The following is a 21,818-nucleotide window of genomic DNA, read 5'->3' as shown; positions in this document are numbered from 1 at the left end:
TGATAAGCGTAGAAAGAAAGGGCAGTGGTGAGCAAGCGTAAACGCACCTGGTTGGTGGTGCTTGGGCTGGTGTTGGCCGGCGCGAACCTGCGGATGCCGATTACGATGATGCCGCCGCTTCTGCCGAATCTCAAAGCGGAAATCGGCCTGCCGACATCCCTTGCCGGACTCCTGACCACCATTCCGCTTCTCGCATTCGCGCTTGCCTCACCACTGATGGGCAGGTTCGGAGCGCGGCATGGCAGCGAAAAGGTGCTGGTGATGGCACTTGTCATATTGAGTCTTGGCAGCTACCTGCGTATCATTCCTTCGGTCTGGGCGTTGTTTATCGGCACCGCGGCGCTTGGAATCGGCATCGCCGGCGGGAATGTGCTTCTGCCTGCGGTCATCAAGGAACGTTTCCCCAAAAGCATTGCCGGGAAAACCACGCTGTATACCACCGCGCAGGTGCTGGTCGCCTCGTTGGGCACCGCCACCTCCGGCATCATCGCTGCTCATATCGGCATCAAAGGCAGCATGGGATTGTTTGCCCTGCTGGGGCCAATCGCACTCGTTGCCTGGTTGGTTATTTGGCTTTCCGGCCCTTCCCGCAAACCTGCGGTCGAGACGAAGGCGGATGCCCGTCCGCTTGTGGACAGGACGCCGTGGCGCTCGCCGCTGGCTTGGGTGATTCTTGCTTATTTCGGTATGCAATCAATGTTGTATTATTCGCTTCTGACATGGCTGCCGTCGATATGGCAGGCAGCTGGCTTCAGTGCCATGGTCGCCGGCAATCTCGCCACGCTGTTCCAGTTGAGCGGCATGCCACTAACGATGACAGTGCCGCTGATCGCTGAACGTAAGCACGGGTTGGCGATAGTCAACGGCATCGCCGGGGGAGGCTTTGCACTGGGGATACTGGGAATCCTCGTTCCCGGCGCGAATCTGCCGATTAACGTGATTTCGGCGGTATGCATGGGCCTGGCGACGGCCGCGTCATTCAGCATCTGCATCGTCTTCTTCCAGAAGCGCACGACTTCGGCTGCTGACACCGCCCGTTTGTCTGGAATGGCGCAATCAGGCGGCTATCTCTTCGCTGCTATCGGCCCGGTTGCCCTAGGGGCTCTGAACGGTCTGCTCCACACGTGGACGCCCATCGTCGTGCTTGTCCTCGTCGTCATCTTCGTGATGTTCACCGCCGGCCTGGTCATCATCCGCCATCGCAACATCTACGAAAATCTTTAGAGAGTAGCACCCTGCCAGATTCAAAATCTTCAGAACCGAATTGATATTCCTTGATGTTGAAATCAGCCGGTTGCTTTGTCGAGCAACAATTCTTAATCTTTATTGCTATTAATTGGACGTTTCCCTTTCGGTTGGAAGCTCATCGAAGTATTTAGGGTGCCCTTTTTCCCTCTTATCGTTCTCATTTTTATCATTTTCATCTTTCAGGTTCTTTATAACTGCCAGATCTTTCTGATAGAAGTCTAAATCGGTCTTGCCCACTTTTTCGCAAAGGATTTTGGTCATCCATTTGCCGCGTTCTTCAATCAGAATGTTGGCATTGTGATAGAACTGCTGAAAGTCTCGAAGATTCTTAGGAAAAACGTTATTGGCGCAGTGTCCCTTCCAAAGTTCTGCTACTTTTCCATCACTTTTAAAGTACGGTTGCAGATAGTATTTTTTGATGATTTCATCGCATACAGCTGATCCATGGGTGAGCTGCGTGAGAAAGTCGTATACGTCCATTAGTGTAATATCCCAATAATCTTTCGTTGTGCTGACATAGCTTCCGCGCCCTGTATTCATCCATGACGGCAGAACAGTGAAATTGCCGATGGAATGAGTCAAACTGGCAAATGTACTGATTTCGCCAACGAGGTTGTCTGTTGATTTTTCCTCGATATTATGTGCGTCTTGAAGAAAATTCCCTAGTGTCTTTTCGCAATCTCTGGTACCTGCCCATTCTTTTAGAATGATTATTAACTTCGGCATTTGCGTATTTTTGGCTTTATATATAGCTTCCCATGCGCTTTCATTTTCTCTGCCGAAAGAACCTTTCTTTTTGGCTGCCAATAGTTGGGTAAACGTTGTGGTGAAGGAGTTCATGGTATCGCCACGAATTTGGTCTTCTGCGTCAGATTGCCATCTTAAAACCTGGTAAATATAGGAAGCTCGCTTGTCGCAATCTCTTTTTTTGTAGATTGCGTCATATATTGGCTGCTTGTTTCTACTGTTGCCGTTTTTATCTACGCGTAAACGGAAATCTTCGTTATTGGCGTCGACAGTGTCTAAAGATTTTGTGTATTTGTACTTGAGCTCCAATTGCAAACTGGAAATATCTTCACTGGTATAGCACCGTTTGAAATCGAAATTCCAAGGTTTGATACTCTCCTCTTCGCAGTATTCCAACCATTTGCGCACCCATGTTTTGCTGTTATCCACATCGGACTCCTTTGTCAGGAGCCTGGCGGTTGACCTAAAGGCCAGGCTCTTTTTATTCGGTTTTTGAAGAAACTACTTTACTTCCCTGACGGTGATTTCGAAGCGTTGGTCCTGCTGCTTTTCGATCAAGTGATTCACGACGCCTTGGTAGATGATGAACGCGTCCTGTTCCAAACCGAAGACGTCATAGATCTCGCAGAGCTTGGGCAGGTGGTTTTCGGCAAGGAAACCGTTGCATTCTTTAAGCAGATTCACGGTCTGATCTTCGACCCGGTCTTCCACCTTATGGTTGTCGTTGAGAAGGTAGGAGCCCAGGTAGTTTCCTAATGTGCTTTGCAGCTTCGTTGCATATCGAGAATCCTGGATTTCGTTGAGACCGATGATATTGACTGACATTTGCTAACCTCTTTCATTGACTTCTGACAATTGAAGAGATTAACATAGGGGAGCATTGATGTCAATTTTTATGAGCCAGCAATTCTCCTATCATTCAGGTTATAGTAAATCAGCAATTTTTAACCTTGTTTTCACTTCATCGGCGAATTTCTCAAGGGCTTTCTTGGTTTCACGGTCCGTTGTTTTTTTCAGTGTATTTGCCAGGGTGTTGTCGATTATTGACCCAACTGAAACGTCGTTGTCCTTTTGGGCTTGAAGGATCGCCAGTTTGAGAACGAACTTGATGGCGGCCCCTGTGGTCACATATGAGGCATCAACGTTTTTTCTGATTCCTTCTTCAAGCTCGTCGATTTTCGATTTGACGGTATTCGAAACCTGAAATTTGGGGCGTTTTTCGCTCTGTGTAGGATTTTTCTGAGGAAGAGGAACCTTGGCCTGTGCAATGGTTTTCCAATCCGTTTTGGACCAAGAGCCATAGGTGTCGTTGATCGCTTTCGACAACACCTCGCCCTTTGAGAATTTGATGCCGTTTTCCTTCTCATATTTTTCTTTGAGCATTTTGAGCATTTTCGCCGTGTCATCGGCAAGCCTTACTTGGAGTTCCATTCTTTTAATAATAGCTACGAGTCGTTATATGTCTTTTGCGGTATGCTTTGTCGCCGGCCGGCGGTCGAAAGTCGATCCACAAAAGCCGCAAAACGTTATTGCTTCCGTCGAAAAGTCGAAGGAACACGTTTTATTGTGCGTGGTAAGAATGCTGATTATTCTGATGATCGTCCTGCTTTTGCAAAGAATATTGGCACGTTGATGGAGACCTGTCACGATACCATGGAATTGCTGATTATCGTATATGAAAGGCTGAAGCAATGACGATTCTTACCGATACCTATACGCTCAACAACGGTGTGAAGATTCCTAAGATCGGATTCGGCACCTGGCAGATTCCCGACGGCGAGGTGGCTTACGATTCTGTACGGATGGCGTTGGATGTTGGCTATCGCCATATCGATACCGCCTATGTCTATGGCAACGAACGCAGCGTCGGACGTGCCATCCGTGAATCTGGTATTGAACGCGACGAGATTTTCGTGACCTCGAAGCTGCCGGCCGACGTGAAAAAGGCTGACGCCGTGTTCCCTCGTTTTGAAGAGACTATGGAAAATCTGGGGCTTGACACGCTTGACCTTTACCTGATTCATGCCCCATGGCCGTGGAGTCACGCCGGGACGATGCGTATGGATGACGAGAACCTGTCTGTTTGGAATGAAATGGAGAGAATCTACCGTTCCGGCCGTGTGCGTGCCATCGGTGTATCGAATTTCGATGACCATGATCTTAGGAACATCCTCGATCACGCGGAAGTGACACCTGCGGTCAATCAGATTCAGTATTACGTTGGTGCTACCGAACCCAGAAACCGGACGTTCGCGCAATCCCACGGTCTGCTCATTGAGGCGTATTCGCCGCTTGCCACCGGTGGGCTGCTCGGTTCGCCGGAACTTAAGACGATGGCGGAGAAGTATGAGGTCTCCACCGCTCAGCTGGCGATTCGCTTCTGCCTGCAAAACGGAGTGCTGCCATTGCCCAAGGCGACACATCATGAACATATCGAAGCCAATGCGCAGGTTGATTTCACCATCAGCGACGCTGATATGACGACGCTGAAAGCCTTCGCCGATCCGGATCCCGACAACCACAATCCCAGCCAGCGCTGAGTTCCTTTCAATATGGGTGGTTCGGGGAAATTATGCTAAAACACAGCCGTGATCCTGATTTTGATTGTCGGAATCACGGCTGTGTTGAATGGAATTTCAGCTATCGGCGATGGTGTTATCGGCCGATTTCAGCCATTTATTGCTCTTTTCGTGAGAAATTTAAGGATGAATGGTTTCAAGCAACGCCCGGATTTCGTTGTTTCGCTGTTCGATATCAGTATTGTCAATGTTGAACAGTTCGAGAATCTGACGAGCGGTGGCAAGGGTCTCTTTGTCACGTTCGCCTGCATCGGTGAAGGCGGCAACGTTCAAAAACGATTCAAGGGAATTGGGATTGTCGTCTTGAAGTGCTCGTGTGACAAGTCCTCGCAGCATGAGTTTGATGTTACGTGAATCTTTCCTGTCTTTTTTACGCCTGTCGATATAGGGCAAAAACAATGCGACGATAACCGCTGCGGTCTCGGCGACGGCAGTGGCCCAATCGGCAACTGAACCGATTTCCATAAATGATCACCAACTTTTCTTTTTAGTCAAACAGCAACTCATGAAGTGTACACCTTGAGGAAACGCCGGATGCAAAACGAATCCCATCACTGTTTCGATGCGGAACCATGTTTTCTTTTCCGAAATATGAGCGGACGGAAAACGTGATTTAATGAAGTCGGAACAGCCCGCTGTCTCGAAAGGAAACACTATGAATGAAAACGAAGCCATGGACCTGCTGCGCAAGTTCGTCGGGATGCACACCGAGAACGGCAATGAGAAGATAGTCGCCGATGAGATCAAAGCCATCTTCGATCGTGCCGGTGTACCCTGCAAGGTTCTGCCGCTGGAAGAGGATCCGACCCGCGCCAATCTGGTCGCCGAACTTGGCCACGGCGAGCCAGTGCTGGGTATCACTGGCCATATGGATACCGTCTCGGCCCAGCAGGAAGGATGGAAGACGGACCCGTTCAAGGTCACCGAAGACGGCGATCTGATCTACGGACGAGGCGTGACCGATATGAAGGCTGGGCTTGCCGCCATGGTCTTTGCCATGCTCGACTTGAAGAAGCATGAAGATCAGATGCACGGCACCGTGCGTTTCCTGGTGACTGCAGGCGAAGAAGTCGGTATGCCGGGTGCCGCTGCGCTTGAAAAGCAGGGGTATATGAAAGGGGTCGAGGCGCTACTCGTCGGCGAGCCTTCCGGATACAACATCGTTTACGCCACCAAGGGCGAACTCAATCTCAACATCAATATGAAGGGCAAGGCCGCACACAGCTCGACTCCGGCGCTCGGCATCAACGCGGTGGAGAATCTGCTTGAGTTCCTTGATATCATCTCCAAGCGCATCAAGGCCGCGGCGGCTGGCAAGAGCAACGCCGATCTCGGCGACACCGTCTATAACATCGACGTCATCCGTGGCGGCCAGCAGGTCAACGCCATCCCCGAATCCGCCAGTGCCGAGATTAATATCCGCATCATCCCCGAGTTGCGCAACAAGGAGATCCTGGCAATCTTGGACGAGGAAGTGGACAAGTTCAACAAGAGCCACAAGGCCATCGTTTCTTACACCGTGGGCATGGATATCATCCCGGTGATCGGACCCAAAGATGCAAGGCTCGTCGACATCGTCAAGTCCGTGGGGGAGCGTCACCTACAGGCGCAGGGCAAACCGGCCGAGATTCCGATGTTCGGCGTCTCCGGCGGTACCGACGGCAGCGTGCTGCTGCTTCAGAGCCCCAAGGACACGGCCTACGTGATGTTCGGACCGGGCAACAACACCATGCACTGTGTCAACGAAAGCCTGCCGAAAGCGATGTACTTCGATTTCATCGGCATCTATAAGGACATCATCGACGAGTACATGGGCATCAAAAAGTGAGGTGATTGCATGCCCGCCAAAGTTTAATGTTTTACAGGCATAAGTGGTGCAATACATGGATAAGACCGGTAGTTTTACGTAATGCGTAAGGCCGCCGGTCTTATTTTTCGAGTCTCGCTTGTCCTCATTGAATAAAAATGCGCTTTTTCCAGCACTAACAGGTGCATATCTGCTGGAAAAAGCGCATTTAAACGTTCTATTTACGTCTTTTCCAGCAGATATACCGTGGTTAATGCTGGAAAAGACGCAAATACGCAATTATGTCGGCAATTAAGGTCTTATTCAGCAGTCAGATTTGTTGTTGCTGCTGAATAAGACGCATCGTTCATTCGGATGTGTTCTTGTCTTCGGAACCGGCATGCGTGTTGACCAGGAAATGTTCCTCGCTGGGGAGCACGGCGTTCAAAATGACCGCGACCACGAACGAGACGGCGATGCAGTTGGTGGCGAAGATCGACTGGAAGAGTTGCGGGAACTGGGCGAAAATGCCGCCGACCTGCGTGAAACCGATGCCGATCGTAAGCGAAAGCGCCGCGATGGTGGTGTTGCGCTGGCTGAAGCCCGCCTCCGCGATCATCTGGAAGCCGGAGAGGATGATGTTGCCGAACATCATGATGGTGCAGCCGCCGAGCACGGCCTGCGGCATGGAGTTGAAGAGCTGTGCGACAGCCGGTACGAAACTGGCGAGAATCAGAATGAGCCCGCCGGAAAGTATGACCTTGCGGTTGACGACCTTGGTGACCGCCACCAGTCCGATGTTCTGGGCGAACGAGGTTAGCGGCAGGCAGCCAAACAAACCGGAGATGGTGGAGATAAGACCGTCGCCGGCGATGGCCCCCGAAGTCTCTCTGTCGGTAGGCAGACGATTCAGACCTACTTGGGAAAGTGCGGCGGTGTCACCCAGAACCTCAACGGAAGAGACGACATAGAGCAGGGCGAAGGAAATGATGGAACCGATGTCGAAGGTCGGCGCGAACGGCATGAAATGCGGGATGCTTACCACCTGCAGGTGCTGGAAGCCGGAGAAATCGACCTTGCCGAAGAAAATGGCGACGATATAGCCCACGACCAGACCGAAGAGAATCGAAAGCTGCTTGACGGTACCCTTCATCAACAGCTGGAAGGCAAGGCAGGCGACCAGCGAGATGAGACCGAGCGTAAGATTCTGCCAGCTGCCGAAGTCCTTGGCTCCCGCGCCGCCGCCGAACGATGAGGCACCGGTGGAAAGCAATGAAAAACCAATCGAAGTCACGACGATGGCGGAGACGATCGGCGGCACGTATTTCTTCCAGAATTGTGCGGTCAAGCCAAGTATCAACTCAAGCAGGCCACCGACGATAACGGCTCCGACAAGCGCACCGTAGCCCTGTTTGCCGACGATGGCGGTGGCCGCGGCGACGTAGGTGAAGGAGATGCCGGTGACCATGGGCAGACGGCTGCCGACACGCCACAGCGGGTAGAGTTGCAGGCAAGTGCCGAGGCCAGCCACCAGAAGGCCGTTCTGAATGATCATTGCCGATTGCGCGGGCGTCAGATGCGCGGCGGCCGTCACCAGGAAGATTGGGGCGAGGTTGGCGACGAACATCGCCATGACGTGCTGCAAACCGAAGGGGATGCCGCGCCAGAAGGAAATCTGCCCGTCAAGATTGGTCAGAGCCTCTTCGGTACTGGGTTTCGGCTGTTTGGAACTATCGGAAGAGTCACCGCTGCTGTGTTTTCGCCAAGGCAGATGAGAGGCGAATCCTGAATCGTGATTGCTCGATGAAGTCGCCTGCGGATTCGATGAAGCCGGTGCAGGTCTGTCGGCAGCCATATGTTCATCATGTGATGGATTGATATTCGAAGATTTGGCATCGTTCTGGATGTCGTGCTGATCAGTGCTCAAAGGGTCTCTTTTCCTGGTGAAATTGAGATAGTGCTGACAGCTGAAAATTGTACGCCCGGCAGTGGGCAGACGGGGTTCAGGGTGTTTCTCTAAGGTGACGCGGTTTGTTCCGATATGAAACTGTTAGGATTTGTTCGGCCGCATACCGTTTTGGAATCAGTGAATCCAGCAATAAGCGCTGAAATATAAATAAGCGCCGGAACGTAACGTAGACATCCAAATCGATAATAAAAAAGCGGCCGCCGGATACAATATCTTTCAGGCAGGCCGCAGTGAGTTGAATGAATAATAAATATGGAAACTCAGTCGAATTCGATGGTGCCGCTTTCGCCGTCCATCGCTTTGACAATCGCAAGTGAAGCGACATCATAGCCGGCCCCACGCAGTTCCTTGCCACCACGCTGGAAACCTTTTTCGATGGCGATGCCAATGCCTTCAATGACCACACCAGCCTCGTTGCAGATGTCGATGAGGCCGTGCATGGCCTTGCCATTGGCGAGGAAATCATCGATCAGGAGGACATGTTCTCCTTTGGTGAGGAAGCGCTTGGAAACGATGACGGGGAATTCCTTTTGCTTGGTGTAGGAATAGACTTTGGCGGCATACTGGTCGCCGTCAAGGTTGATGGATTGCGATTTCTTGGCGAAAACCACGGGGACATTGCCGAAATGCTGCGCCGCGATGCAGGCAATGCCGATACCACTGGCCTCGATGGTCAAAATCTTGTCGATTTTCTTGCCAGCGAAGATGCGCGCCCATTCGGCTCCCATATGGTCGAACAGCGTCACGTCGCACTGGTGGTTGAGGAAGGCATCGACCTTGAGCACGTCGCCCGGCTTTACGGTTCCATCCCGACGAATCCTGTCTTCAAGTTCCTTCATGTCATCCTCTCATTTCCGTCGGTTAGTTCTCGGCGATGCCTCTTGCAACGCGTATATATGGTCTACGAGCATAATCACGGGAGGTGACGAACATAAGACAGACTTGTGGTCAGTAATATATTCTATTTATATTCGTTGCTTTTAAATAATTTCATTAGAGATATAAAGATGCTGCCCATAAGCTCTCATAGGCTACTCAAAACGTGAATATTCCGAAATCACCAATGTCCGATTTGCGGCCGATTGATGCCGGATTCCGTTCAGGGTGGGCGATTTGATGACAACTGGGTGTGGTAAAAATGAAGACCTATAGTGGGCGCGCAAAAGTGAAACTAAGGCGCTCGCAGGCGGCTTTTTCGAAGGGAACAGGTGTGGCACAGGATCCGGATTTCATTGCACGAAGCGCCGAGGAACTTCTCGGCGACCTCAACGGGCAACAGGCCAAGGCGGTGCAGTATCGCGGCCCGGCGCTGCTGATCGGCGCGGGCGCCGGATCGGGCAAGACCCGTGTGCTGACCCGCCGCGTGGCATGGATTCTTTCGCACTTCGGTGCCTACCCCAGCCAGATTCTTGCTATCACCTTCACCAACAAGGCCGCAGCAGAAATGCGGGAACGTCTGGAGACGCTGATCGGTCCGGTCGCGCAACGCATGTGGATTTCGACCTTCCATTCCGCGTGCGTGCGCATTTTGCGGCGTGACGGCAAGGCCATCGGCCTCAATTCAGGCTTCTCCATCTACGACACCGCCGACAGCCAGCGGCTTATCAAGCTCATCGGCACCAGCCTCAACATCGATCTGAAACGCTATACGCCCCGCGCCATCCTGGGCCAGATTTCCGACTATAAAAACAAACTCGTCGGTTGGCAGGAACTGCTCAAGACCTACGCGCCGGACTACACACCCGGCCAACAGGGCTATCAGATAGGCCGTTACGACAATACGGAAGCGCTCTACGCTGTTGTGTACGCCGAGTACCAGCACCGGCTTGCCGCCGCGAACGCCGTCGATTTCGATGACCTGATTGTGCGTACCGTCGAGCTTTTGCACGACCATCCCGAAGTCACAGATTACTATCACCACAAGTTCCGTTACATTCTGGTCGACGAATACCAGGACACCAACCACGCCCAATATGAGCTGGTACGTGAGCTTTCCGGCGTTGACGACAAGAAGGCCGTGCCTGCCCCGAACCAGCCGACAGCCGGACGCGAAGGGCCGGCTTGGGTGACGGTGGTCGGTGATTCCGACCAGTCCATTTATGCCTTCCGCGGGGCGGACATCAGCAACATTCAGGACTTTGAGAAGGACTTCCCGGGGGCACTGACCATCATGCTGGAACAGAACTACCGTTCCACCCAGACCATCCTCGACGCAGCCAATGCCGTCATTTCCAAGAACACCGGACGCAAACCCAAGAAGCTCTGGACCTCGCTTGGCAAGGGGGAGCCGATCGTCGGTTACGCCGCCGACAACGCCCAGCAGGAAGGCGCTTGGATCGCCAACGAGATCGCCAACCTCAAGAGTGAAAACGGGTACCGCTATGCCGACATGGCCATCATGTACCGCGCCAACGCGCAGTCGCGGGCGCTTGAGGAAGCGCTGATCAACGCGGGCATTCCCTACCAGCTGGTCGGCGGCACGAAGTTCTACGAACGCCGTGAGGTCAAGGACGCCATCGCCTACCTGCAAGCCATCACCAACCCGGCCGACAGCGTCAACATGCGCCGGATCATGAACACGCCGAAACGCGGGCTTGGAGCACGGGCTGAGGCTCTGGTCGCCGACTATGCCGATACACACAACGTGCCGTTCTGGGGCGGCATCGAGCACATGGACGAAATTCCCGACCTTCCGACACGCACCCGCACGAAGCTTGCCGAATTCCGTGACCTGATGCGCGGACTGATGCAATTCGCTGCCGACCATGATTCCAAGCCTTCCGAGATCGTGGCGGAAGTGCTCAGCCAATCCAAACTGCTTGAGGAATTGCAGCGTTCCACTGACCCGCAGGACGAGTCGCGTGTCGAGAACCTTTCGCAGTTGCAGTCCGTGGCCGCCGAATTCGAGCAGAAAACGCCGGATGCCACCCTTGCCGGATTCCTCGAGACCACGGCGTTGGTCGCGGATTCCGACCAATTGCCCAGCGAGGGGGAAGACACAGGCAAGGTCACACTGATGACCCTGCATACGGCCAAGGGCCTTGAATATCCGGTCGTTTTCCTTACCGGTATGGAGCAGGGCACGTTCCCGCACTCGCGCTCGCTTGAGGACGAGCAGGAACTTTCCGAGGAACGGCGTTTGGCTTACGTTGGTATTACACGCGCCAAGCAGCGCCTTTATGTCACCCGCGCGGCGGTGCGCTCGCAGTGGGGCCAGACCGCCGACATGCTGCCCAGCCAGTTCCTTGACGAGATTCCCGACAACCTCATCGACTGGAAGCGGCGCGAGGCCGGCGTAGAGCGTATGCATTCCGGTTGGAGCTCGGACGGAGGTGACAGCGATTTCGACGATGAGTTCGGCGGTTGGGAAGATGACGACGGCTTCTCATCCGGTTCCACCTTCGGTGGTTCCGGTTCATCATCTTCGTATGGCGGTTCACACGGTTCCGGATATGGCTCCGGACGTTCGGGTTATGGTTCTTCGCATGGCTCGCGATCCGGTTCGTATGGCTCAGGTTCGTCGTACAGATCTCATTCGGGTTCTTCGTACGGTTCCCGTTCCGGTTCTGCTCAAAGTTCGCGTTCAGGTTCCCGCTCCTTATATGGTTCCGGCTCCGGCTACCGCGGTTCTTCTTCCCGTTCAGGTTACGGTTCCCATTCTTCTGGCGGTTCCTCATACGGCTCGCGTTCTGGCTATGGTTCGTCATCCTATGGTTCCGGTTCTACCCGCGGCGGGAAAGTGACGACGCGCCACACTTCTCCGAAATCCGCCTCGCGCGCGGTTCCGGCGTCATCTCTCAAAAAAGACAATAAGCTCGACATCTCCGATTTCAAAATCGGCGACAAGATCACCCACGACCAGTACGGCTTGGGCACGGTCGTCGACACCCAGGACAAGGGCCGCAACTCGATCATCACCGTCGATTTCGGTTCCGACGGAGTCAAACGTCTGATGCTCCGCGTTGCCCCGATTGAGAAGCTGTAGATAACGCGAGGCTCACATTTTTTGAGCAAGAATAAAAATGTGAGCCAAATGAACATTGTCAAATTTGCCGAATGCTCATGAAACGCTGATATTTCAACAGTTATGGTAATTCAGCTGCCGGTGAATGTTTGATTCCGACTCGCATTTTTTCAAAGGTCTGGAAAAATGCGAGCCTCGTCCACAGCCTGAGAGTAAAATGGCATTTTGTGCCTGCCATAAGGCGGGCATTATCTGGAGTCTTAGCCCATCAGTGGGTCGGCGGTTCCTCGCGTAAGTGATGGACATCGTTGGCGTTTGGCGCCATGAAGCACTGGAGAGGCCCGGCTCAGCGCGGTTTCTTCAAGATTCCGCGTTCCGTTCAGATAACGACAGAATACAAAGGAACAATGCAATGACCAACATTCAGCGTTCTCGCCGTCAGGTGCGCCTTTCGCGTGCCCTCGGCATCGCACTGACTCCCAAGGCTCAGCGCATCTTCGAGAAGCGTCCGTACGCTCCTGGTGAGCATGGCCGCACGCGTCGCCGCACCGAATCCGATTATGCGGTTCGTCTGCGCGAGAAGCAGCGTCTGCGCGCCCAGTACGGCGTCTCCGAGAAGCAGCTTCGTGCAGCTTATGAAAAGGGCACCCACACCAAGGGCCAGACCGGCGATGCAATGCTCGTCGATCTCGAGACCCGTCTCGACGCCCTGGTGCTTCGCGCAGGCTTCGCCCGCACGACCGCCCAGGCACGCCAGTATGTCGTGCACCGTCACATCATGGTCGACGGCAACGTGGTGGACCGTCCGTCCTACCGCGTCAAGCCCGGCCAGACCATTCAGGTCAAGCCGAAGAGCCAGACCATGGTTCCCTTCCAGATCGCCGCTGAGGGCGTGCACCGCGATGTGCTGCCCGCCGTCCCCGGATACCTGGACGTCAACCTGCCTTCGCTCAAGGCGACTCTCACCCGTAAGCCGGAAACCAAAGAGATTCCGGTCGAGGTCAACATTCAGTATGTCGTCGAGTTCTACGCTCGCTGATTTCTGAATCCCATTCCTTTTAGGACATACCGCAAGGGCCCTGTGAGTTTCAAGCTCACAGGGCCCTTGGCGTTGTTGGGTTGGATTATCAGATTGGATTACTCTTTGGAAAGATTCAAACCGTAGGATTTTCCGGATTAGGTTTTCGAGTTTCTCGGTAAGTCACTCGCCGATGACGGCGTCGACAATGGCGGAGACGATCGACATGATGATGGTGCCGATGATGGATGCGAAGAAACCAGAAATGTAAACGCCTACGCCGAAAAGCGATACTGCGAGCCACGAGGCAAGCCGCATGCACAGCCAGTTGACGACCAAGAGCAGAATGATCGAAATAACGCCTAATGTCATGATTGAAAACGGCAACGCCAAAATCTGTGTCACCCAGTTCAAAACAGGCTTGACGACGGCGTTGACCAGCGCCAGAAACAGCGCGAATACGGCGATGCCGAGAATCGGGGGAGTGCCGATGGGCTGCATGCTGGGGATGAGCAACACCATGGCGGCGGCCGCGATGGTCAGGATGATCCAGCGGGTGAAAAATCGTGTCATGAAACCAGTATGGCAAAGAAGAAACGATTATAGACCGCTGTTTTCAGAACATTTTCAAGTGCTTCGCCAATGGTTGAACCGGAGTTAACGTCAGAAAGTGGGCTTTTTATTGGCTGTTACACTTTATGGCAGTAAGTGTTCCGTAGGGTTTTCTTTCTCGGCAGTGAAGTCACATGCCGCTTGACGATGCATCAATAGGCGGTCAAACGTCCGGTCTGTATATGTTACGAAATTGATGATGTTGTGAAATGGCAGAGTGAACCGGATAAAAATCGACCTGTGAATTGACATTCGTATACTTGTTACCGTTACCAAGTTCTGAACGATTATCCACAGGTCGATTTCGATGGCGACTGTTCTGCGTCTTTAGAATCCGTCCTCGAAGAACTCGAGCAGGTCGCTCATGCTGAGTTTCTGCTTCTCTTCGGCGTTGAGATCGCGGACGATCTGGCCTTTTTGCAGCACGATAAGCCGGTTGCCATACTTCAGCGCGTCATCGAGGCGGTGCGTGATCATCAGGCAGGTCAAGTGCTGCTCGGTGATGGTGCTGGCGGTAATCGCCATGAGCTGTTTGGAAGTTTTAGGATCCAACGCGGCCGTATGCTCGTCGAGCAGTAGCAAGTCGGGCTTGGTGATGGTCGCCATAATGAGGCTCAACGCCTGACGTTGACCACCGGAAAGATTGCCGGCAGGGGTGTTCAGATGTTCCTCAAGCCCGTTGCCGATGCCTTTGCATAGTTCGTAGAACCGGTCATGGTTAGAGGCCATTTCGCGCATTTTAAAGCGTCTAGGTTGCCCACGACGAGTAGCCAGCAGCAGGTTTTCCGCAACTGTCATACGTGGGGCGGTACCCATTTTCGGATCCTGGAAGACGCGGGCGATGTACTTGGCGCGAGTTTCCTGTGAAGTTGAAGTAATGTCCTCACCATTGAGCAGTACGCGTCCTTTGGTGGGGTGAATGCCACCGGCGATGACGTTGAACAGCGTGCTTTTGCCTGCACCATTGCCGCCGAGCACGGTAATAAAATCAGCGGGTTTCACCGCGAGGTTCGCGTCGCTTAGGATTTCCTTGGTGTCGTCCATCCCATTGTCGACGACCACCGAGCAGTGCTCGACCGCAAGGCGGATATCTTTAGGGCTGGCAGCGTTTTCAGCTTCAGCTTCAGCCTCGCTGGCAGTTGACATGGCGTCGGTTGCATTCGGCTTGGTCATGGTTTCGTCTTTCATGCTTCCGCCTTTCCGCTGGTTGCCACCACGTCGTTCTTCTTGAAGTATTTCTCGAATCCTGTAGTCAGGTGCAGCGCCCGCTTGAACTGCGGGATGAGCATGCACAGCGAGAGCACGACGGCCGAGAAGAACTTCAGGTACGTGGTGTCGAAGCCGAGCCGGATGACCAGCAGAATCAGGAGCTGATAGATAATGCTGCCGACCACAGTGGCGAGCATGCGCTGGAAGAAGGAAAGCTCGCCGAAAAGGACCTCGCCGATGATGATGGAGGAGAGGCCGATGACGATGGTGCCCACGCCCTTGCTCACGTCGGCGTAGCCGTCGTGTTGGGAGATGAGCGCGCCGGAAAGCGCAATCAGACCATTGGAAAGCATGAGCCCTACATTTGTCATACGTTCAGTGTGAATGCCAAGCGATTTTGCCATGGACTCGTTGTCGCCGGTGGCGATGTAGGCCTGGCCGAATTCGGTATTGAAGAATAGCGACATCAGCCCGATGACGATGGTTACCGCCAGCAGACCGATGAAAACAGTGTCGTAGTTTTCCGGCAGGTTCAGTGGGATGAAGACGTCCTGGATCTTCGGCAGGTTCAGCAGGGAAAGGTTCGGCGACTTCATCACGAAAAGCATTACGGAATTCAGTGCTGACATCACGAGAATGCCGGCCAGCACCACGGGAATCTTGCCTTTCGTATAGAGCAGGCCGGTCACCAGTCCTGCACACATGCCAGCCAAGACGCCGAGCAGGGTGGCCAGGAACGGGTTGACACCCGCGGTAATCGCCGCGACGCACACCGCGCCTCCCAGCGGGAACGAACCTTCCGTCGTCATATCGGGGAAGCCCAGGATGCGGTAGGTCATGAAGATGCCGAGGCCGAGCATGCTCCAGAGCATGCCCTGGCCGATCGATGAGATGATCATTGCTTGCCCACCTCTGTGGTGACGAGTTTGGCGTTTTTCATCAGGTCGTCGGGAATGGTGATGCCCAGCAGCTGTGCCTGTTCCTTGTTGATGATGGTGTCGCCGGTGGTGAAGGTATAGACGGGTGTGGTGGCCGGCTTGCTCTTGCCTTTGAGGATGTTCGCCGCCATCTTTCCAGTCTGGATCCCGAGCTGGTACTGGTTGACGCCGATGGTGGCCAGCCCGCCCTGCTTGACCATCGTGTCCACCGAGTTGATGACCGGCCGCTTCTTCTTGTTGGCCTCCTGCGTCACCGTGGGCATGGCGTTGGCGATGGTGTTGTCAAGCGGGGTATAGATGAAGTCGCACTGATCGCTCATCACCTGCACGGTCTGGGCGATCTCATTGCTGGATGGCACCGCGAATTTCTTGACCTGCAGCCCGAGCGCTTCGGCTGCCTTGGTGGCGGTATCGACTTGCGACTTGGAATTGTCTTCGGTGGAGGAGTAGAGCATACCGACCGTCTTGGCCTGAGGCATCAGTTCTCTGCCGAGCTTGATTTCGGCGGCGACGGGTGGCTGATCGGAGACGCCGGTGATGTTCTTGCCAGGAGCCTTCATGTCTTTCACCAGTCCTGCGGCGACGGGATCGGTGACCGCGCCGAGCACGATCGGGGTGGTGCCGGTGGCATTGGCCAGTGCCTGTGCAGCCGGGGTGGCGATGCCGACCAGGACGTCGGACTTCTTGTTGACCAGCTGCTCACTCATAGTCGCGAGCTTGCTCTGGTCGGCCTGTCCGTTCTGATCAAGAATCTGAATGTTCTTACCATCGACGAATCCCTCTTTTTTTAGCTCGTCGACCACACCTTTATGAATCTGGTTCAATGCCGGATGGCTGACATATTGAAGAATGCCGACACGTTTCATGCCATTGGCGCTCGGTGCCGATTGCACCGATTGGTTGGTGGCTTTTCCGCCTGACGCTTCCTTGATGCCGGCTCGTCTACCCAATTCATAGGTAAATCCGCCCACAAGGATGAGGGCGATGACGATGATCGTCGCGGTCAGCGCCTTTCCGTGCGAGGTTTGGTGGTTTTCGTTGCTCATTGCTTCTCCTGTTGCTCTTCCGGCTTTCGAACCCAGCCCAAGTGGAAATGGTATCAGCAGCACAACATCTCAGACGTGCTGATGGAACGTATCAATATGGAAACGATGCGGTCGAAACAATACGACAGCAAACCAATGATCATTCCATACGAATTATTAATAAACGCTTGGCGAAAGTTCGATATTAAATTCTGGTTTGCTTGATTTTTTATTCAGCTACGCCAGCCACGCCAAAGAAAATGCAACGGGAGCCACGATGTCGAAATCATGTCGACTGCTCCTTTCCTTCTGCATTTGAAAATGTAACTTAACCATAGATGGACGCGCCGGAAACGACAAAATCGTGACTCATAATATGAGACATGGCGCTGTGCGATAATGGAGCCATGTTGTTGCATCTTCATCTGGTCCGCCACGGGCAGACCTATTTCAATCGCTATAACCGTCTGCAGGGCTGGTCGAATTCACCGCTGACCCAATCAGGGCTTGCCGACGCCGACAAAGCCGCCGCGAAGCTTGAAGGTTTCGATTTCGCCGCGGCCTATTGCTCCGACACCACCCGTGCCGAGCAGACCGCCGCACGCATTCTCGACGTCAATGAGCGGGCTGGCCACACCCGTCCGCAGCTTGTTGCCGATATGCATTTTCGCGAACAGTTCTACGGGTATTTCGAAGGGCAGGACATGGCCATGGCATGGTGGGCCGCAGGAGCCCCACATGGTGCCAAAACCTACAACCAGATCGTCGAACAATACGGCCTAAAGGGTACGAGGGATTTCCTGAAAGAAGCCGATCCGTTCCATGACGCCGAAAGTGATGAGGAATACTGGAAACGCATCGAGGGTGGATTCGCTTTGATCGCCTCGAACACGGCGCTCAAAGATGGTGATGACATCCTGCAGATATCGCACGGTAATACGCTTTTGAGCCTGATGCATCGCTTTGCCGGACCAGGTTATGACCTTTCCGAACGTCCGGCGAACGGCAGCGTCACCTCGCTCGATTTCGACACCAGCAAGCCAATCGAAACGGCGGTAACCGTCGTTTCCTACAATCAATGAACCTGGGATTCAGCGTCGCGGGCGTTGGGTAACCTTGGACTTTATTATGGCTGAAATGTCAAGGGACTGTATCGGAAAGAGGCTTACATGAGTATTGGGGACATCGCAGGGCTTATCGCCGCCATAGCATTCGCTGTGCTGGCGGGGTTCCTGATTTATCCGCTCATCAGGCTGGGCAAGCTCTTTGACCAGCTTGCGCAGACCGTCAAGGATTCTGGTGATCATGCCATCCCGGCGCTTGACGAAGGCGTGACCACCGTCCGCCAGGTCAACAAGTCGCTTGAGGATGTCAACAAGATTTCCTCGGCCGCTTCGACCACAGCCGGCAATATCGGCGCATTGACCGATCTTTACGGATCGTTCTTGGGCAAACCGGTCATCAAATTGGCGTCGTCCTTCTACGCGCTGAAATCAACCGCACAAAGTTTCATGCATGAGAAAAGTGCGGCTTCCAATGCTGCTGAAAAGCCCAAGGCTGCAGCCTACAAGGCGAAAAGCGGCAAGGAGTAACGATGGTCAAACGAATTTTCTGGGTATCGCTTGGCGTGGTCATCGGTGTGGTGGCTGTTTCGAAGGCCGAGGCCTATGTTCGCTCCAATACGCCGGATAAGGCACGACAGTTCGTGCTTGGCCCCGATCAGGATCATGTGATGCAGCGTTCATTGCGCGGCCTTTTTGACGAGTTCAACGCCACTCGTATTGCCCGAGAAGAGGAGCTCAACGCCCAATACGCCGATAAGCTCATCTGATTCCTGATGTTGGTAATCGGACACAGATTCGATGGCAATGGATTCGCTACACAGATCGCAAAAACGTTCGATTAAAGGGCGGTCTAAAGGCCAATGTGAACGGCAAGGAATCGAGAAGGTTCCAAATTAAATAGTTTTAGTTTTATCTTAAAATATTGAATCGCAACAAATGTGTTGCAAACTAAGCAAGGAGCAGCAGCAAGTATGCGCACCTCTGAAATCGCCAGTCGGTTCCAACAGTATTTCGAAAAGCAGGGCCATCTGGTTCTTCCTTCCGCGTCATTGATCTCACCGAATCCAACGACGTTGTTCACCATTGCCGGCATGGTGCCGTTCATTCCCTATCTTCTGGGTGAACAGACCCCACCGAGCAAACGGGTGACCTCCAACCAGAAGTGCGTGCGCACCCTTGATATTGACGAGGTTGGCAAAACCACTCGTCACGGCACCTTCTTCCAGATGCTTGGCAACTTCTCCTTCGGTGACTATTTCAAGGCTGAGGCGATTCATTATGCGTGGGATCTGCTAACCACTCCGCAGGACAAGGGCGGCCTGGGCTTCGACCCCGAAACGCTTTGGGTCACCACCTATACCGATGACGATGAGGCACGTTCCCTGTGGGTCAATGAGGGTATGGATCCCGAACACATGGAGATCCTTGGCATGGAAGACAACTTCTGGACCACCGGCGGCCCCGGCCCCGGCGGCCCCTGCTCCGAGATCTACGTCGACCGTGGCCCGAAGTATGGCAAGGAAGGTGGTCCCAGCGCCGACGACAACCGTTACATCGAGATCTGGGATCTGGTTTTTGAGAACTACGCCGTCGACAACGTCAAGTCCAAGACGGACCTGCACATCGTCGGCGAGCTCGAGCACAAGAACATCGATACCGGTGCCGGTCTTGAGCGTGTCGCTTATTTGCTTCAGGGCAAGCAGAACATCTACGAAACCGATGAAATCTATCCGGTCATCGAAGCCGCCGAGAAGATCTCCGGCCACAAATACGGCGAGGACCAGGAATCCGATGTCCGCTTCCGCGTCGTGGCTGACCATGTGCGTTCTGCGCTGATGATCATGAGCGATGGTGTGCGCCCGAGCAATGTTGGCCGTGGCTATGTGCTGCGCCGTCTGTTGCGTCGTACCGTGCGTTCGATGAAGATGCTCGGCGTCAACGAGCCGGTGCTGCCCACGCTTTTCCCGGTTTCCAAGGACGCGATGGTGCCTAGCTATCCAGAACTGAACGACACGTTCCATGACGTTTCCGAAGCCGCATACGGTGAGGAGGATGCGTTCCGCCGCACGCTTGAAAACGGTACGACCATTCTCGATACCGCCGTCAAGAAGGCCAAGAAGTCCGAAGACGGTGAGGTTTCCGGCAAGGACGCCTTCACGCTTCACGATACCTACGGTTTCCCAATCGAACTCACCCTCGAGATCGCTGGTGAGCAGGGCGTCAAGGTCGATGAAAAAGGCTTCCACGAGCTGATGGACGAACAGAAGTCCCGTGCCCGCGCCGATGCCCTGAAGAAGCGCCATAATGTGGATGTCAGTGTCTACGACGACTTCAAGAAGACCCTTAAGAATCCGATTGAATTCCTTGGTTACAAGGATCATTCCAGCCGTTCCACCATCCTGGGCATTTTCGAGGAAGGTAAGGGCAGCGTAACGAGTGTAGAAGGCCCGGCCAACGTCGAAATCGTACTCGACCGTACCCCGTTTTATGCCGAGCAAGGCGGTCAGCTTGCCGATGAAGGAGAAATGATTTCCGACGATGGCGCGGTGCTTGAGGTCGACGATGTGCAGAAGCCCATCAAGGACCTGATCGTTCACAGCTGCAGACTTACCGAGGGCAAGCTCAGCGTCGGCAACAACGTCAACGCCACCATCGACGAGGAACGTCGTCGTGGCTTGGCGCGTTCCCACACTGCCACGCATATGCTGCACAAGGCCCTGCGCGAGGTGCTCGGTGAGCAGGCGACCCAGCGTGGTTCGCTCGTGGCCCCCGATTACCTGCATTTCGACTTCCAGTGGCCTACCGCCATGACCCGCGAACAGATTGACCAGGTCGAGGCTCGCGTCGTCGAACGCGCCTGCGACGATCTGCCGGTCACGATGGTGGAAATGGACTACAAGGAAGCCATCAAGCTTGGTTCCATGCATCTGTTCGGCGAAAAATACGGCGACCGCGTGCGTGTGGTGACCATTGGGGAGGACGCGTGGAGTCGTGAGCTTTGTGGCGGCACTCACCTTGATGCCACCGGCAAAATCGGCGAATTTGTCATCACTTCCGAGTCTTCCGTTGGTTCTGGCGTCCGTCGTATCGAAGCGTTCATGGGTAAGAAAGCCTACGAATTCAACGACAAGCAGCACAAGACCGTTTCCGGCTTGGCCGATGAGCTCAAGGTCCGTCCCGAAGAGCTGCGCGACCGCGTGCTCGCCCTTGAAAACAAGGTCAAGGAAGCCGATCTGCGTCTGAACTCGCTGTATGAATCCCAACTTGAGGCTGCGGTGCCTGCGCTTATTGCACAGGCAGAGGCGGATGACGATGCCCCGGTGGAACTGGTGTCTTCCAACGTCGGTCACTTCGGTTCCTTTGACGCATTGCGCAAGACCGTAATGGACATTCGTGCCAAGCTTGGTGACAAGAAGTCGGCGGTTATCGCGCTTTCCGGTGTCAATGAGCAGGGCAAGCCGATGGTCGCGGTGGCCACCAACGATCCCGCACGCAAGGCCGGATTCAAGGCCGGAGACCTCGTGCGTGTGGCATCCAAGGTGCTTGGCGGCGGTGGCGGCGGCAAGCCGGACTTCGCACAGGGCGGCGGTGCCGATGCTTCCAAGATCGACGAGGCGCTGAAATCCCTGCGTCAGGCCGTACGCAAGGACTGAACCCTT

19 protein-coding genes are annotated in these 21,818 nt (G+C 54.1%); 9 read left to right on the top strand and 10 right to left on the bottom strand.

Translation table 11 applies throughout. The features are described from left to right. Positions 1-27: 27 nt before the first annotated feature. Complete coding sequence (locus PT275_RS03480) at positions 28-1,224, top strand: MFS transporter (RefSeq protein ID WP_277152364.1); 1,197 nt, start codon at positions 28-30, stop codon at positions 1,222-1,224. 108 nt (positions 1,225-1,332) lie between these two features. Here the strand turns inward: PT275_RS03480 and PT275_RS03475 are convergent, their stop codons facing one another. The 3 genes from PT275_RS03475 to PT275_RS03465 all read right to left on the bottom strand — a co-directional run bounded on the left by PT275_RS03475 (position 1,333) and on the right by PT275_RS03465 (position 3,426). Continuing rightward, complete coding sequence (locus PT275_RS03475) at positions 1,333-2,424, bottom strand: hypothetical protein (protein ID WP_277152363.1); 1,092 nt, start codon at positions 2,422-2,424, stop codon at positions 1,333-1,335. Between the two features lie 72 nt (positions 2,425-2,496). Further along, positions 2,497-2,820 (bottom strand): hypothetical protein, encoded by a 324-nt coding sequence (locus PT275_RS03470; protein WP_277152360.1) that lies wholly within the window; start codon positions 2,818-2,820, stop codon positions 2,497-2,499. Between the two features lie 99 nt (positions 2,821-2,919). After that, a complete protein-coding gene (locus PT275_RS03465; protein ID WP_277152358.1) occupies positions 2,920-3,426 on the bottom strand; it encodes a hypothetical protein in 507 nt (168 codons plus the stop codon). A gap of 260 nt (positions 3,427-3,686) precedes the next feature. On the opposite strand from PT275_RS03465, the gene PT275_RS03460 reads away from it, so the two are divergent. Then, complete coding sequence (locus tag PT275_RS03460; RefSeq protein ID WP_277152356.1) at positions 3,687-4,535, top strand: aldo/keto reductase; 849 nt, start codon at positions 3,687-3,689, stop codon at positions 4,533-4,535. Between the two features lie 159 nt (positions 4,536-4,694). On the opposite strand, the gene PT275_RS03455 is transcribed toward PT275_RS03460, so the two are convergent. Next, positions 4,695-5,039 carry a hypothetical protein gene (locus PT275_RS03455; RefSeq protein ID WP_277152353.1) on the bottom strand — a complete coding sequence of 115 codons (345 nt, stop codon included), beginning with the start codon at positions 5,037-5,039 and terminating at the stop codon, positions 4,695-4,697. A gap of 190 nt (positions 5,040-5,229) precedes the next feature. Here PT275_RS03455 and PT275_RS03450 point away from each other — a divergent pair, with 190 nt between their 5' ends. Next, positions 5,230-6,402, top strand: coding sequence for an ArgE/DapE family deacylase (locus PT275_RS03450; RefSeq protein ID WP_277152351.1), 1,173 nt, complete (start codon positions 5,230-5,232; stop codon positions 6,400-6,402). A 325-nt stretch (positions 6,403-6,727) separates the two neighbouring features. Here PT275_RS03450 and PT275_RS03445 read toward each other — a convergent pair whose 3' ends face one another. Continuing rightward, positions 6,728-8,287: a nucleobase:cation symporter-2 family protein gene (locus PT275_RS03445; protein ID WP_277152349.1), complete on the bottom strand. Its 1,560-nt coding sequence runs from the start codon at positions 8,285-8,287 to the stop codon at positions 6,728-6,730. A gap of 302 nt (positions 8,288-8,589) precedes the next feature. Then, entirely contained in the window at positions 8,590-9,168 is a 579-nt protein-coding gene (locus tag PT275_RS03440; protein WP_277152347.1) for a xanthine phosphoribosyltransferase, read from the bottom strand. A gap of 371 nt (positions 9,169-9,539) precedes the next feature. On the opposite strand from PT275_RS03440, the gene PT275_RS03435 reads away from it, so the two are divergent. Further along, entirely contained in the window at positions 9,540-12,314 is a 2,775-nt protein-coding gene (locus tag PT275_RS03435) for a UvrD-helicase domain-containing protein (RefSeq protein WP_277152345.1), read from the top strand. 391 nt (positions 12,315-12,705) lie between these two features. Then, positions 12,706-13,332 (top strand): 30S ribosomal protein S4, encoded by a 627-nt coding sequence (rpsD, locus tag PT275_RS03430; RefSeq protein ID WP_277152342.1) that lies wholly within the window; start codon positions 12,706-12,708, stop codon positions 13,330-13,332. A gap of 162 nt (positions 13,333-13,494) precedes the next feature. Here the strand turns inward: rpsD and PT275_RS03425 are convergent, their stop codons facing one another. The 4 genes from PT275_RS03425 to trpX all read right to left on the bottom strand — a co-directional run bounded on the left by PT275_RS03425 (position 13,495) and on the right by trpX (position 17,116). Next, positions 13,495-13,884 carry a phage holin family protein gene (locus tag PT275_RS03425; RefSeq protein WP_277152340.1) on the bottom strand — a complete coding sequence of 130 codons (390 nt, stop codon included), beginning with the start codon at positions 13,882-13,884 and terminating at the stop codon, positions 13,495-13,497. Positions 13,885-14,250: 366 nt separating this feature from the next. Then, entirely contained in the window at positions 14,251-15,111 is an 861-nt protein-coding gene (locus PT275_RS03420; protein WP_277152338.1) for an ATP-binding cassette domain-containing protein, read from the bottom strand. Beyond that, on the bottom strand, positions 15,108-16,031 hold the full coding sequence (locus PT275_RS03415; protein WP_277152336.1) for an ABC transporter permease: 924 nt from the start codon (positions 16,029-16,031) through the stop codon (positions 15,108-15,110). Before PT275_RS03415 ends, PT275_RS03420 begins: the two co-directional genes overlap by 4 nt. Further along, the gene (gene trpX / locus PT275_RS03410) at positions 16,028-17,116 is read right to left on the bottom strand and encodes a tryptophan ABC transporter substrate-binding protein (protein WP_277152334.1); all 1,089 of its coding nucleotides are present in this window, start codon (positions 17,114-17,116) and stop codon (positions 16,028-16,030) included. The genes PT275_RS03415 and trpX overlap by 4 nt, the downstream gene beginning before the upstream one ends. A 386-nt stretch (positions 17,117-17,502) precedes the next feature. Between trpX and PT275_RS03405 the strand changes: the two genes are divergently transcribed. The 4 genes from PT275_RS03405 to alaS all read left to right on the top strand — a co-directional run bounded on the left by PT275_RS03405 (position 17,503) and on the right by alaS (position 21,812). Then, positions 17,503-18,177 carry a histidine phosphatase family protein gene (locus PT275_RS03405; protein WP_277153645.1) on the top strand — a complete coding sequence of 225 codons (675 nt, stop codon included), beginning with the start codon at positions 17,503-17,505 and terminating at the stop codon, positions 18,175-18,177. A gap of 87 nt (positions 18,178-18,264) precedes the next feature. Continuing rightward, positions 18,265-18,687 (top strand): DUF948 domain-containing protein, encoded by a 423-nt coding sequence (locus tag PT275_RS03400; protein WP_277152332.1) that lies wholly within the window; start codon positions 18,265-18,267, stop codon positions 18,685-18,687. 2 nt (positions 18,688-18,689) lie between these two features. Then, positions 18,690-18,926: a hypothetical protein gene (locus PT275_RS03395; RefSeq protein ID WP_277152330.1), complete on the top strand. Its 237-nt coding sequence runs from the start codon at positions 18,690-18,692 to the stop codon at positions 18,924-18,926. Between the two features lie 204 nt (positions 18,927-19,130). Further along, positions 19,131-21,812, top strand: coding sequence for an alanine--tRNA ligase (gene alaS / locus PT275_RS03390; protein ID WP_277152328.1), 2,682 nt, complete (start codon positions 19,131-19,133; stop codon positions 21,810-21,812). The last annotated feature ends 6 nt before the right edge of the window (positions 21,813-21,818 follow it).

The sequence above is a fragment of the Bifidobacterium sp. ESL0745 genome (assembly GCF_029433335.1).
Classification (GTDB): Bacteria; Actinomycetota; Actinomycetes; order Actinomycetales; family Bifidobacteriaceae; genus Bifidobacterium.
The sequence above is the reverse complement of the archived record's forward strand: the minus strand, read 5'-3'. Positions and strand labels throughout refer to the sequence as shown.